Consider the following 12146-nt stretch of genomic DNA (forward strand, 5'->3'; position numbering starts at 1 on the left):
TCATCAATCAAACAATCGAAAAATGAAACAGTTAGCAGTATGGCTATTGCTATGCCTACCCCTTTTTGCCTATTCCAACCCTAATCCAGACACAGAAAAGATTGGGACTATTAGCGGAGTAGTGTACGATAAGAACCTTCAAGAACCTATCCCCTACGTGACCGTGGCCATTATGGACATGAACGATCAAGTGATCACTGGGGGCATCACCGATGATAATGGACAATTTGAGATCAAAGACATTCCTGTAGGGAAGGTTAAGGTCGATATCCAATATATAGGGTACAAGAATTACGTTAAACAAATTGAGATCTCCAGGTCTAACCGAAAGGTTGATCTGGGACGTGTAGACCTGGAAGAAGACGTAGAGTCTTTAGACGAAGTTGTCGTGACCGCAGAGCGCACTACCATTGAGCAAAAGCTCGACAGAAAAGTGATCACTGTGGGTAGAGACTTGACCACCGCAGGGCCAACGGCTTCAGACATTATGAACAATTTACCTTCCGTAAGCGTGGACCAACAAACCGGTGCTATAGCCTTACGCGGAAACCAAAACGTACAAGTGATGGTAGACGGTAAATTGACCAATGTGCCTGCAGCCCAGTTGTTGCGACAGATTCCATCGACCTCTATTGAAAAGATCGAGCTGATCACCAATCCGTCTGCAAAGTACAATCCAGAAGGGAATGAGCGGGATCATCAATATTGTATTGAAGAAGAATGCTTTGATCGGTTTCAACGGAGACATCAATGTAGGTTTGACCTATCAACGTCAAGCTAAATTCAATACGGGTGTCAACCTCAACTACAGAAACGGAAAGTTTAACCTTTACGGTAGCTACGGAGGGAATTATTCCAAGAACGAGAACTTCGGAAACGTCTTTAGACCGAACGACAATTCTGATCAGCAGTTCAACTTTTTGGACAACAACAAATCCAACCTCTTTAAGGTAGGTGTGGATGTGTATTTGAATGACAAGAATACCCTATCGTTCTTTACCAATCAGAACTTATTTGACGGTGGTGTAGACGGAACAACGAATATCTTTTTCTTGGACGACCCGAGCTTGGATCAGAGTCAACTCTTTGACAACGCTATTGACAATATGAGTCAGCAGTACAACTTCAATTATAAATTGGACTTTGATAAAGAAGGTCACAATATTGAATTGGAAGCCGACTTCAACGATTTTGAAAGTGACGAAGACGCGAATTTCCGTTTCCGCGGTAACAGTCCCACAGAAGATTATATGGACTTTGTAGATACCGAGCGCAGCCGTCTGACGGTAAACTTGGACTACACCAATCCATTGAGCGAAAGCATGAAATTAGAAGCCGGACTACAAGCCCGACTGTTCAATACCGATATTGATTACAGCTCAACGGGACAGACCTTAAACGCCAACGGCGATCTGATCGATACCCCGAGTACGGTATTTGAATACTCACGTGATATTTATTCCGCTTACGTAAGTCTTGGAAAGAACTACGAAAAATGGAGCTGGCAACTAGGTGCACGCGCAGAAACTGTAGAGGTTCGCGCGGATACCAACAGCGTAAGAGCCTTTACCAATGATTATGTGCAGTTGTACCCTTCTGCCTTCGTGACCTATTCGCCTTCTGAGAAGAATCAGTTCCAAGTGAGCTACAGCCGTCGTGTGGATCGTCCGGGAGTTGGGCAAGTAAACCCAATCCGTGAATGGAGTACGCCGCTGATCTCTTCTTTTGGTAACACCACTTTGGAGCCTCAGTTCACCAACTCTTTTGAGACGAACTATACGCGCAATATTGGAAAAGGATCTATCACTGCAGGTGTATTTTATAGAATCATTGAGGACGAGATCAACCGAGCCGTTTTCATTGATCGGACTGATGTGAACAAAGTGATCTTGACCTTTGACAACTTTAGCAACACCACGGCCTACGGTTTTGAGGTGTCTAGTAACTACCGCCCAACGAAATGGTGGAATTTCAACGCGAGTTTTGACTTGTTCTCCCAACAACAAAAAGGGATTACCGAGCAAATAGACAGCAGTATTGAAAACCCAACGGCGGCTAATATTGAGACCAATACTGTAGAGGTAACCAACACGGCTTATAACTTTAGAATGATCAACAACTTTAAAGTGACCAAGACCGTAACCTTTACTGCTTTTGGAATGTATCGCGGAAAGAATAAGAACATTCAGTTTGAGGTCGATCCTATGGTTATGGTAAATCTAGGTGCTCGTGTATCTCTTTGGGACGGACAAGGTACCTTCAGCCTTAACTATAACGACATCTTTAACAGCATGCGCTTTAAGTTTGTGGGAGACAATCCATTCTTGCAGCAAGGCCAGTTCAACTGGGAAAGCAATACGGTCTTTGTGGGTCTGAACTACCGTTTCGGAGGTGGAAAGTACCGTGCAAAGTCTCGTAAAAGACGTGATAATGACGAGAAAGAAGGCAGCGGAGGAATCTTCTAACTGCTTGATTCTGTTATAAAAACGTTAAACTCATAAATGAAATGAAACATTGGCACCGTTTATGAGTCTATATAAGTACTCACTAGCAAGGTTTATAATTTATTTGAATTAGCCATTTAAGTATTAGAACCCGTGAAGCAAAAATAGGAACGCCCTCTTTGGAGGGCGTTTTTGATTTTAAATGGGCGTTGAAATTATGCCCAACGAATAATGGCACTACCCCAAGTGAATCCACTACCAAAGGCAGCCAAGACCACAAGGTCTCCGGATTTGATCTTTCCGGCTTCCCATGCCTCTGTCAGTGCAATTGGAATGGAAGCGGCAGTAGTATTTCCGTATTTCTGAATATTGTTGAATACCTGCTCGTCTGCAAGTCCGAATTTCTTTTGAATGAATTGAGAGATACGCAAATTAGCCTGATGCGGAATCAACATAGCGATATCATCAACACCGAGTCCATTGGCCTTTAAACCTTCTTGAATCACCTCCGAAAAACGAACAACGGCGTTTTTAAACACGAACTGTCCATTCATATAAGGGAAGTAAGGAATGTCTTCCTGCGGATTCTCTTCAAGAATCTGTGGCACCCAGTAACCCGTACTCGGTCCCTGTAGGGCCAATTCGTCCTTGTGTTTTCCTTCTGAATGCAGGTGTGTGGAAAGGATCCCTCCTGTTCCGGTCTCATTTCTAGATACAACAGCAGCTCCGGCACCATCGCCAAAGATTACAGATACCCCACGTCCACGTGTAGTCATATCCAAACCTCCACTGTGGTTCTCACTACCGATCACGAGAACGTTTTTATACATTCCGGTTTTGATGTACTGATCTGCCGTAGAAAGTGCATAGACAAATCCACTACATTGGTTGCGAACGTCTAAGGCAGGTACGGTTCCAATTCCCAATTGATCTTGCACTTGAACTCCGCCTCCAGGGAAATACATATCTGGACTCAAGGTGGCAAAGATGATCAATTCTATATCGTTGGGATCAATTCCAGCACGTTCTATAGCAATACGCGCTGCTTTGGTTCCCATAACGCTGGTGGTGTTTCCATCACCTGGAAGAATGTGCCGACGCTCTTTGATACCTGTTCGTTCTTGGATCCAGGCGTCATTAGTGTCCATTAATTTAGAAAGGTCGTCATTGGTTACCACATGCTCAGGAACGTAGAAACCCAAGCCAGAGATTCGTGATGTATACATAAATGAAAATTAGTCTGTAAAGATACGGCTATTCGCGTTGAGACCCCAATACCAAGCACTTAACTGCTATGCGTGCATAAGAAGTTTTAACATCACTTTACCTAAATTTTTAACTACCTTTTTATCAAAAATCACAACCATGCAAAACAAGTTATTTCTACTCTTACTGCTGCTGAGCTTTGGCTATGGGCAGGCACAGGAAAACCTGGAATACCAACAACCACCACAAGAAATTCTAGATCTCGTTGACGCCCCTTTAGCGCCAGCGGTTCAAATCGACTCCAAAGGAGAACTTGCCGTACTGATCTATAGAGATGCCTTTAAAAGCATCGCAGAGCTCTCTGCCCCAGAAATGCGCTTGGGAGGACTGCGGATCAATCCGAATACTAATATTGGAAGCCGAACGACATTTTACAACAACTTAAAGGTAAAACGCACTGAAGACACCGACGCTACACAAGTAAGCGGCTTACCTGCCAACCCGCGTTTAAGCGGTTTTAGTTGGTCTCCGGACGAAAGCAAGATCGCTTGTCTAAATACTACAGACAAAGGCGTTGAAGTATGGGTTTTAGACATTGCTGCTGCTAAGGTGACCAAATTGACCGATGCTGGTGTCAATGCCAATATGGGTGGAGCCATCCGCTGGTTTAAAGCGGGAGATGCACTTTTGGTAAAAATGCTCCCGAAAAACAGAAAGGCACTTATTAATGTTGCCGAAGCAGTACCGACCGGACCGACCATTTCTGTTAGCGATGGTGCCAAAGCACAAAACAGAACCTATCAGGATTTGCTTAAAAACCCAAATGATGAGCACAACTTTGAGCAATTGGCCATCTCTGAGATCAAAAAAGTGAGCTTAAATGGACAAGTGAGCAACTTCTTGCCAGCAGCGATGTATCGCGGAATGAGTTTTTCTCCGGATGGTAAATACATCAAGATCACCAAGATCAAAAAGCCATTCTCATACATAGTGCCTTACAGCCGATTCCCTTATGACGAGACCGTTTACACCACCGATGGAAACTTTGTGGCCACAGTAAACGACGTACCGCTAAACGAAGTACAGCCCAAAGGATTCATGGCGACACGCAAAGGCAAGCGCAGCTTGAACTGGCGTGCCGACAAACCAAACACACTCTATTGGGCAGAAGCTCAAGATGAAGGAGACCCTGCTAATGAGGTTCCTTATCGCGACTATGTGTATCAGTTGGCTGCTCCATTTACAGGCAGCAAAGAAATGGTGACCAAGACCATCAACCGCTTTAGCGGAATTAGCTGGGGCGATGACAAGACAGCCGTACTTTACGACTACTGGTGGAACACCAGAAACACCAAGACGTATTTGTTCAATCCGTCTAAACCCAATATGGACCCTAAGGTGATCACAGACAGAAACTATCAGGATCAGTACAGTGATCCGGGGCAGTTTGTGATGAGCAAAAACGAAATGGGCTGGAATACCTTGGTCATTGACAAAGGCAGTCTTTATTTGATGGGAGCCGGTTACACTGCAGAAGGACAGTTTCCCTTTGTGGATCAAATGGATCTCGCCTCACAAAAGACCAAGCGTCTGTATCAGTCTGAATACACCGACAGGCTGGAGAACCTATATTCCGCCATCGATATGAAAAAGGGAGAGATTCTGGTGCGTATTGAAGGGCAAACAGAATATCCGAATTACTACATCAGAAACATTAAAAAGAAGAATTCTCTAAGGCCATTGACCTCTTTTGAGAATCCATTTAAAAGCTTACAAGGCGTTCACAAAGAAGTGATCACCTATAAGCGTGATGACGGTTTAGATCTGGAAGGAACTCTTTACTTACCTATTGGATACGACAAAGACAAGAAGGAAAAAATGCCAATGATCCTTTGGGCTTATCCCAGAGAATACAAAGACAAGAGCAGCGCTTCTCAAAGCACCACCAACCCGAATGAGTTCATTTATCCTTATTATGGCTCGCCTATTTATTGGGTGACTCGCGGTTATGTGGTCTTAGATGATGCCGCTTTCCCTATTGTGGGCGAAGGTGATCAGGAGCCTAACGACACCTTTAGACCGCAATTGGTAGCCAACGCCAAAGCCGCGATTGATGCCGTAGATGCTATGGGCTATATCGACAGAACTCGTGTAGGTGTAGGCGGACACAGTTACGGGGCCTTTATGGTGGCGAATCTACTGAGTCATTCCGATCTGTTTGCAGCTGGAATTGCTCGCTCAGGGGCTTACAACAGAACCCTAACGCCATTTGGTTTCCAAAGCGAACAACGCAGCTACTGGGATTCTCCAGAGACCTATTACACCATGTCTCCGTTCATGCATGCCGATAAAATGAAAACACCGCTTTTGTTAGTCCACGGTGAGGCAGACAACAACTCCGGAACCTATCCCCTGCAAAGTGAGCGTTACTTTAACGCCTTGAAAGGACTAGGAGCGACTGCACGTTTGGTGATGCTGCCTAAAGAATCTCATGGGTATCGCGCTAAGGAAAGTATCATGCACCTACTTTGGGAGCAAGACACTTGGTTAGAAACCTATGTAAAGAATAGAAAATCTCAAGAACTCAATACGAGCTCAGAGAGTTTTAAGAACTAAGTAACGGTATTAAAAACAAGCCATTCAAGGCTTTTGCGTAGTTTAAATCAGCTTACGCAAAAGCCTTGAAGTTGTTTATGCGGACTGTAGATCCAAGATCGTTCAGCAAATTGTAGAGTCCAAAGAAGGTTCTATTGATATACAAGAAGTGCTTGGAACCTCTGTTACCGTTCATTTTGCGAAGGTCTGTATCCTTAGAGTACTTCTCTCCCAACTCTGCGATCTTGCCAAAGAACTGCTCGTCAGAGAAATCAAAGACCTCTTGGTGGAATGGCTGGGTAAACAAACTCAACATTTCTTTAAAGAGCTCCGTAAAGAAAAAGCGCTCGTCTGCAGTGTCCGTGTCTTTAATGATCTCTAATTCTTCCAGTTTTTGGGCGAAGAATTCCTCATTGGCGATTGCGCCAGGTTCTGCCAATTGGAAGTACGGCGTATAGAATTCTTCTGGAACCTTCTTAATACAACCAAAGTCAATGGCTATCAATTCACCGGCCTCATTAACTAAGAAGTTTCCCGGATGCGGATCGGCGTGCACAGCTTTGAGCTGGTGCATTTGGAACATATAAAAGTCCCAAAGGGTTTGCCCGAGTTTATCCGAAAGTTCTTGGTCTGTATTTTGCGCAGCAAACTCACTGAGGTGCTTGCCGTTCATAAAATCCATGGTAATGATGCGCTCATTTGAGAGCTCTGGATAGTAATTCGGGAAGCGCAGATTGTCAATATGTCCACAGGCTTCAGAAATATCCAAACTCTGCTTTACCTCAAGAACATAGTCAGTCTCTTCCAAGAGCTTCTCCTCTACTTCTTTAAAGTATTTCGCAGAATCCTTTCCTTTGAGGTTGAACATTTTAATGGCCACTGGTTTTACCAATGCCAGGTCAGAACTGATACTGTCCGCAACTCCAGGATATTGGATCTTGATCGCGAGCTCTTTTCCGTCTTTCTCTGCCTTGTGTACTTGCCCAATAGAGGCCGCAGCGACAGATTCGGGATTGAACTTGTCGTAAAGCGTCTCTGGGTATTCTCCAAAGTAGCGCTTAAAGGTCTTGCGTACCAATGGAGCCGATAAAGGCGGCACTGAAAATTGAGCCAAAGAGAATTTTTCCACATAAGCCCGTGGTAAAATGCTCTTTTCCATACTCAACATTTGCGCAACTTTTAAAGCGCTGCCTTTGAGTTGTTTTAATCCGTCGTAGATATCTGCAGCATTGTCTTCATTGAGCTTGTCTTTGGTAAGCTCTGGGTTGACGAGCTTTTCGCCATAATACTTCAGATAGTTGCCTCCAACCTTGACCCCCGTGGTTACCAGCTTTGAGGCGCGCTGTAATTTATTGGTAGGGATCTTATCTATGGTCTTCATTTATTGTAGGATTTTGTTTGTGCTCAGTTCACAAGCGCTTAGGCCATTTTTTCCTTCCAGAGGAATTTGCCGAAGTCAATAATACTTTCCAGCGGAGTGGTCTCAAAAACATCAAAGATCACACGCACAGACTTTTCAATAGCCACATCAGTCTTTTCAAAGCCTGGAGAGTTGTCATCCATCCAATACTTCAACAAGAACAGTGTCTGTACCCACGCTCCTTCTGAAAAGATAGATACCGGGTGTTTAAGAATACGCAATTGTTTCTCGTCATTGGATTCTTGGATCAATGTACCAGAGAACTCTTTGATGGCTTTGCGCATTTCGCTGAGCTCTTTTAATGATTTCATTTTATCCTTTTTCCCTTTGAGGCTGTAGAGCACATAGCTGCGATTAGCAGTCAATACCTCAAAAAGAGTGTAGTACATGGTGAGCATTTTGTCTTTTGCGCTAAGGGCTTCATAACCGTCAGCCTTAAGCATCACCTCGTGGGCGTTGTCAAAGAATTGCTTCCAGATTGACTTGCGCAAGGATTCAAAAGAACCAGCTACAGTGTAGAATTGGTCTTCTGGAATGTCCTCGTGCTTGCAAAATTTATAGACAGAAACAGGCTCGTGCTCGTGTTCCATCACATACTCCATATACTTGGTGGTAATCTCGTTGGCCGTAAGGGTTTTCTTCTTTGCAGTCATGGGTGGATAATTTGTACAAATTTAATAAATGTTTAATCTTTAATAAAATACTTTAAACAAAATTTAAGGATAAATCTTGGCAGCTGGTGACAAGCTGTCAGCCTAGGGCGGCTTGGTATTTTATTTGCTTATTAGTATGTCGTCAAAAAATGAAAAACGCTACACTATGAGCACCGGAAATATCAATGTATCAGTAGAAAATATTTTTCCATTGATCAAAAAGTTCCTCTACAGCGATCACGAGATCTTTTTACGCGAATTGATCTCTAATGCTACGGATGCAACTTTGAAACTCAAACACTTGACTTCTATTGGGGAAGCCAAGGTAGAATACGGCAATCCGCAAATTGAGATCATTGCCGATAAGGACGCAAACCAATTGCGCATCATTGACCAGGGAATTGGAATGAGCGCAGAGGAGGTTGAAAAATACATCAACCAGATCGCCTTTTCAGGAGCAGAAGAGTTCATTGAAAAGTACAAGGACCAAGAAGGTGAAGAAGCCGGGATTATTGGTCACTTCGGATTGGGATTCTACTCGGCCTTTATGGTTGCAGACAAGGTTGAGATCATTACCAAGTCATTCAAAGATGAGCCTGCAGCCCACTGGACTTGTGACGGTTCTCCTCAGTACACTCTAGAAGCACATGACAAAACGGAACGTGGAACGGAGATCATTTTGCACATTGCAGAGGATTCTACCGAATTCTTAGAAGAAGGACGCATCATGGAACTGTTGACCAAATACAACAAGTTCATGCCAATTCCGATCAAATTCGGAACCAAAACAGAGACGCTTCCTTTACCAGAAGATGCGGCTGAGGACGCCAAACCAGAAACAGTAGAAGTTGATCGTATTGTCAACAATCCAAACCCAGCTTGGACTAAAGCACCAGCTGATCTGGAAGAAAAGGATTATGCAGATTTCTATCGCGAAATGTATCCGATGCAATTTGAGCAACCGCTCTTTCACATCCATCTCAATGTAGATTATCCGTTCAACTTAACGGGAATCTTGTATTTCCCAAAATTGAGCAACGATCTCAATATGCAAAAGGATCGCATTCAGTTGTATCAAAACCAAGTGTTTGTGACCGACAATGTAGAGGGAATTGTTCCTGAGTTCTTGACCATGCTGCGCGGAGTGATTGATTCTCCAGACATTCCTTTGAACGTTTCTCGTAGCTATTTACAAGCTGATGGCGCTGTAAAGAAGATTTCCAGCTATATCACTCGTAAAGTGGCAGACAAACTCAAGTCGCTCTTTAAAAACGATCGCGAGGCTTTTGAGCAAAAGTGGAACGACATCAAGATCGTGATTGAGTACGGAATGCTCTCTGAGGACAAGTTTTACGACAAAGCCCAGGAATTTGCGCTGTATCCAACAGTAGATGGAACTTATTTCACCTTTGAAGAACTCAAAGAGAAGATCAAAGCCAATCAGACGGACAAAGACGACAAATTGGTAGTGCTTTATGCCTCAGATCAAGAAGCGCAACACGCTTATATCGAAACGGCAAAAGCCAAAGGCTATGAAGTACTTTTATTGGATTCTCCAATTGTGGCGCACTTGATTCAAAAACTCGAATCTAAGTTTGAGAACACCTCTTTTGTGCGTGTGGATGGAGATCATATCGACAACCTCATCAAAAAGGATGACACGACCATTTCTAAACTGTCTGATGAGCAAAAAGAGACGCTTTCTGGCTTGCTAACTGAGGTGATTCCTCAAGACAAGTTTAGTGTTCAACTAGAAGCGATGGACTCTGAGGCCAATCCTTTTGTGATCACTCAACCAGAATTTATGCGCCGCATGAAAGAAATGCAGCAAACTGGTGGCGGTATGTTCGGGATGGGCAATATGCCAGAGATGTACAATTTGGTAGTCAATACCAATCATGAATTGATCGTGCAAATTTTAGAGACCAAGACCCAGAAAAAGAAAGAGCGCTTGATCAATCAAGCCCTAGACTTGGCCAAACTCTCTCAGAACCTATTGAAAGGTGAAGCACTTACTGAGTTTATAAAACGCAGTTACGACATGATCAAATAGTAAATTCCAAATTGAGATAAGCCGCCTTAACGGGCGGCTTTTTTTGTAATTTTAAGGACGCAAAAAAAGACTCATGAATTTTCCCTGGCATCAATATTTACTGGCCGTTATATTTCTTGCGGGCGGTGCCGCTCATTTCAAATGGCCGCAGATCTACAAAAAGATCATGCCTCCTTACCTGCCAGCACACGACACTCTTATCATTGTAAGTGGCATGTTAGAAATGATCTTTGGTCTAATGCTCATTAGCAGTGATGGCACGACCCAAGTTGCTGCTTGGGGAATCATTGTCTTGCTCATTCTCTTTCTTCCCGTTCATATTTATATGCTACAAGAGAAAGAAGCGCGTATGAAGTTACCGGTATGGGTTTTAGTCTTAAGAATACCCTTGCAGTTTGGTTTGATGTATTGGGCTTGGCAGTATGTCTAATCTGTTTAGCGAAATAAATCCGCAGCCAATAAAACTCCCTCTAAATGGTGCAGAGGCTATCTATTACCCAAATTTTATAGATGCCGTTCAGGCAGAATCCATCTTTAAGGAATTGCTGGAGCAGACTCCTTGGCAACAAGATGATATTAAGGTTTTCGGCAAAGTGTATGCTCAACCCAGACTTACTGCGCTTTACGCCGAGAACGAACAACCCTATTCCTACTCCAACATCACCATGTATCCAAAACCCTTTACCCCTTTGTTGTTGAGTCTAAAGGACAACCTTAAAGAGGTCAGTGAGGTAGATTTCACCACAGTTTTGCTAAACCTATATCGTGACGGAAACGATTCCAATGGCTGGCATGCAGATGATGAAAAGGAACTCGGAGTGAATCCTGTAATTGCCAGTTTGAGTTTTGGGGCGAGTAGAAATTTCAGGTTTCGAGAAAAGGCGAATAAAAAGAATACCTATAGTTTGACTTTGGATTCCGGCAGCCTTTTGCTGATGCAAGGAGCTACACAGCATTTGTGGCAACATCAGATACCCAAAACAAAAAAAGAAGTCGGCCCCAGAATAAATCTCACCTTTAGAGTTCTGATTTAGTCCATTGTAGAGCGCGATAGGCCGACTTTAACCAGATCAGTATGGCCAAGGTCCCAACGTGATAAAAGATGTGGAAGGTCGGGGATCCTATGAGTAGAAACGCCATAATGACGAGTGTGATGTAAATTCCCAAATTCAAGGCTTCCCGTATTACCAAGTTGCTAACAATTAAAGCTCCGACAAAGAATTCGAAGAAAGGAAACATCATGATCAATGCTTCCGACAAGGCTCCGGGAGGAATTAGCTTGTCAAATTCACCGCTTACAAAGGCCGTATATTTTTCCAGCAGAAGGATTCTATAGATCCCGTGTCCGCCAATTAATATTCCGGCCACGAAGCGTAAAAACGTGGTGAGGTTCGTAGGTTGCTTCATGGGTAGAAGCAAATTACGCAGAAAGTCTTAGAAAAGTTTACGCGAAAACCTCATTTAAAATCATGGCTAAGCGGATACCTCCTTTGTGTAATTGCATACGCAATTTGTCCATGTATATATAGGCGTAGCGGTATTTGAGATTGGCCCCAACCTTGGTATTGGCGTAAATATCTTCACAAAAAGCTCGCGATTCTCGCATCCAATCATAATGAGTTCCTTGGGCAACTGCATCGATCTCTTCTGTGCTTAGATAGGGAGCTGTAGCTGCAAGTTCCGTATAGGACATCTTGTAATACTCCAGTAAGGTAGTGTCCCAAATTCGGTGGAGGTTGGTTCCTTCATCAAACCACTGTACCTGAAAGCGATTG

11 protein-coding genes are annotated in these 12146 nt (G+C 43.6%); 6 read left to right on the forward strand and 5 right to left on the reverse strand.

Features of this window, described 5'->3' with window-relative positions; genetic code table 11:
- Window positions 1-22: 22 nt before the first annotated feature.
- Both ACSLP7_RS00200 and ACSLP7_RS00205 read left to right on the forward strand, forming a co-directional pair.
- Window positions 23-781 carry a carboxypeptidase-like regulatory domain-containing protein gene (locus ACSLP7_RS00200; RefSeq protein ID WP_435577437.1) on the forward strand — a complete coding sequence of 253 codons (759 nt, stop codon included), beginning with the start codon at window positions 23-25 and terminating at the stop codon, window positions 779-781.
- Window positions 687-2465 carry a TonB-dependent receptor domain-containing protein gene (locus ACSLP7_RS00205; RefSeq protein ID WP_435577438.1) on the forward strand — a complete coding sequence of 593 codons (1779 nt, stop codon included), beginning with the start codon at window positions 687-689 and terminating at the stop codon, window positions 2463-2465. Before ACSLP7_RS00200 ends, ACSLP7_RS00205 begins: the two co-directional genes overlap by 95 nt.
- A 194-nt stretch (window positions 2466-2659) precedes the next feature.
- Here ACSLP7_RS00205 and ACSLP7_RS00210 read toward each other — a convergent pair whose 3' ends face one another.
- Window positions 2660-3670 (reverse strand): 3-oxoacyl-ACP synthase III family protein, encoded by a 1011-nt coding sequence (locus tag ACSLP7_RS00210; protein ID WP_435577439.1) that lies wholly within the window; start codon window positions 3668-3670, stop codon window positions 2660-2662.
- A 139-nt stretch (window positions 3671-3809) separates the two neighbouring features.
- On the opposite strand from ACSLP7_RS00210, the gene ACSLP7_RS00215 reads away from it, so the two are divergent.
- The gene (locus tag ACSLP7_RS00215) at window positions 3810-6266 is read left to right on the forward strand and encodes a prolyl oligopeptidase family serine peptidase (protein ID WP_435577440.1); all 2457 of its coding nucleotides are present in this window, start codon (window positions 3810-3812) and stop codon (window positions 6264-6266) included.
- Between the two features lie 52 nt (window positions 6267-6318).
- Here the strand turns inward: ACSLP7_RS00215 and ACSLP7_RS00220 are convergent, their stop codons facing one another.
- Together ACSLP7_RS00220 and ACSLP7_RS00225 are read right to left on the reverse strand one after the other, a co-directional pair.
- Window positions 6319-7626 (reverse strand): ABC1 kinase family protein, encoded by a 1308-nt coding sequence (locus tag ACSLP7_RS00220; RefSeq protein ID WP_435577441.1) that lies wholly within the window; start codon window positions 7624-7626, stop codon window positions 6319-6321.
- A 38-nt stretch (window positions 7627-7664) separates the two neighbouring features.
- Window positions 7665-8318: a TetR family transcriptional regulator C-terminal domain-containing protein gene (locus tag ACSLP7_RS00225; protein WP_435577442.1), complete on the reverse strand. Its 654-nt coding sequence runs from the start codon at window positions 8316-8318 to the stop codon at window positions 7665-7667.
- 166 nt (window positions 8319-8484) lie between these two features.
- Here ACSLP7_RS00225 and htpG point away from each other — a divergent pair, with 166 nt between their 5' ends.
- From htpG to ACSLP7_RS00240, 3 genes are all read left to right on the forward strand, one after another.
- Window positions 8485-10371 carry a molecular chaperone HtpG gene (gene htpG, locus ACSLP7_RS00230; RefSeq protein WP_435577443.1) on the forward strand — a complete coding sequence of 629 codons (1887 nt, stop codon included), beginning with the start codon at window positions 8485-8487 and terminating at the stop codon, window positions 10369-10371.
- Between the two features lie 73 nt (window positions 10372-10444).
- Window positions 10445-10801, forward strand: a complete 357-nt coding sequence (locus ACSLP7_RS00235) for a DoxX family protein (RefSeq protein WP_435577444.1) — start codon at window positions 10445-10447, stop codon at window positions 10799-10801.
- On the forward strand, window positions 10794-11405 hold the full coding sequence (locus ACSLP7_RS00240; protein ID WP_435577445.1) for an alpha-ketoglutarate-dependent dioxygenase AlkB family protein: 612 nt from the start codon (window positions 10794-10796) through the stop codon (window positions 11403-11405). Before ACSLP7_RS00235 ends, ACSLP7_RS00240 begins: the two co-directional genes overlap by 8 nt.
- Here ACSLP7_RS00240 and ACSLP7_RS00245 read toward each other — a convergent pair.
- Together ACSLP7_RS00245 and ACSLP7_RS00250 are read right to left on the reverse strand one after the other, a co-directional pair.
- Entirely contained in the window at window positions 11389-11778 is a 390-nt protein-coding gene (locus ACSLP7_RS00245; RefSeq protein ID WP_435577446.1) for a hypothetical protein, read from the reverse strand. The two genes, ACSLP7_RS00240 and ACSLP7_RS00245, sit on opposite strands and share 17 nt — an antisense overlap.
- A gap of 37 nt (window positions 11779-11815) precedes the next feature.
- Window positions 11816-12146 (reverse strand): S1/P1 nuclease (locus tag ACSLP7_RS00250; RefSeq protein ID WP_435577447.1); only part of this gene is annotated, 331 nt, incomplete at its 5' end.

Origin of the sequence: Gilvibacter sp. (genome assembly GCF_965601605.1) — a bacterium.
In the GTDB taxonomy this organism is placed as follows: Bacteria; Bacteroidota; Bacteroidia; order Flavobacteriales; family Flavobacteriaceae; genus Gilvibacter.

Coding starts and splice junctions, on each gene's coding strand:
- ACSLP7_RS00200 (WP_435577437.1), top strand. CDS start 23: ATGAAACAGTTAGCAGTATGGCTATTGCTATGCCTACCCCTTTTTGCC.
- ACSLP7_RS00205 (WP_435577438.1), top strand. CDS start 687: ATGAGCGGGATCATCAATATTGTATTGAAGAAGAATGCTTTGATCGGT.
- ACSLP7_RS00210 (WP_435577439.1), bottom strand. CDS start 3,670: ATGTATACATCACGAATCTCTGGCTTGGGTTTCTACGTTCCTGAGCAT.
- ACSLP7_RS00215 (WP_435577440.1), top strand. CDS start 3,810: ATGCAAAACAAGTTATTTCTACTCTTACTGCTGCTGAGCTTTGGCTAT.
- ACSLP7_RS00220 (WP_435577441.1), bottom strand. CDS start 7,626: ATGAAGACCATAGATAAGATCCCTACCAATAAATTACAGCGCGCCTCA.
- ACSLP7_RS00225 (WP_435577442.1), bottom strand. CDS start 8,318: ATGACTGCAAAGAAGAAAACCCTTACGGCCAACGAGATTACCACCAAG.
- htpG (WP_435577443.1), top strand. CDS start 8,485: ATGAGCACCGGAAATATCAATGTATCAGTAGAAAATATTTTTCCATTG.
- ACSLP7_RS00235 (WP_435577444.1), top strand. CDS start 10,445: ATGAATTTTCCCTGGCATCAATATTTACTGGCCGTTATATTTCTTGCG.
- ACSLP7_RS00240 (WP_435577445.1), top strand. CDS start 10,794: ATGTCTAATCTGTTTAGCGAAATAAATCCGCAGCCAATAAAACTCCCT.
- ACSLP7_RS00245 (WP_435577446.1), bottom strand. CDS start 11,778: ATGAAGCAACCTACGAACCTCACCACGTTTTTACGCTTCGTGGCCGGA.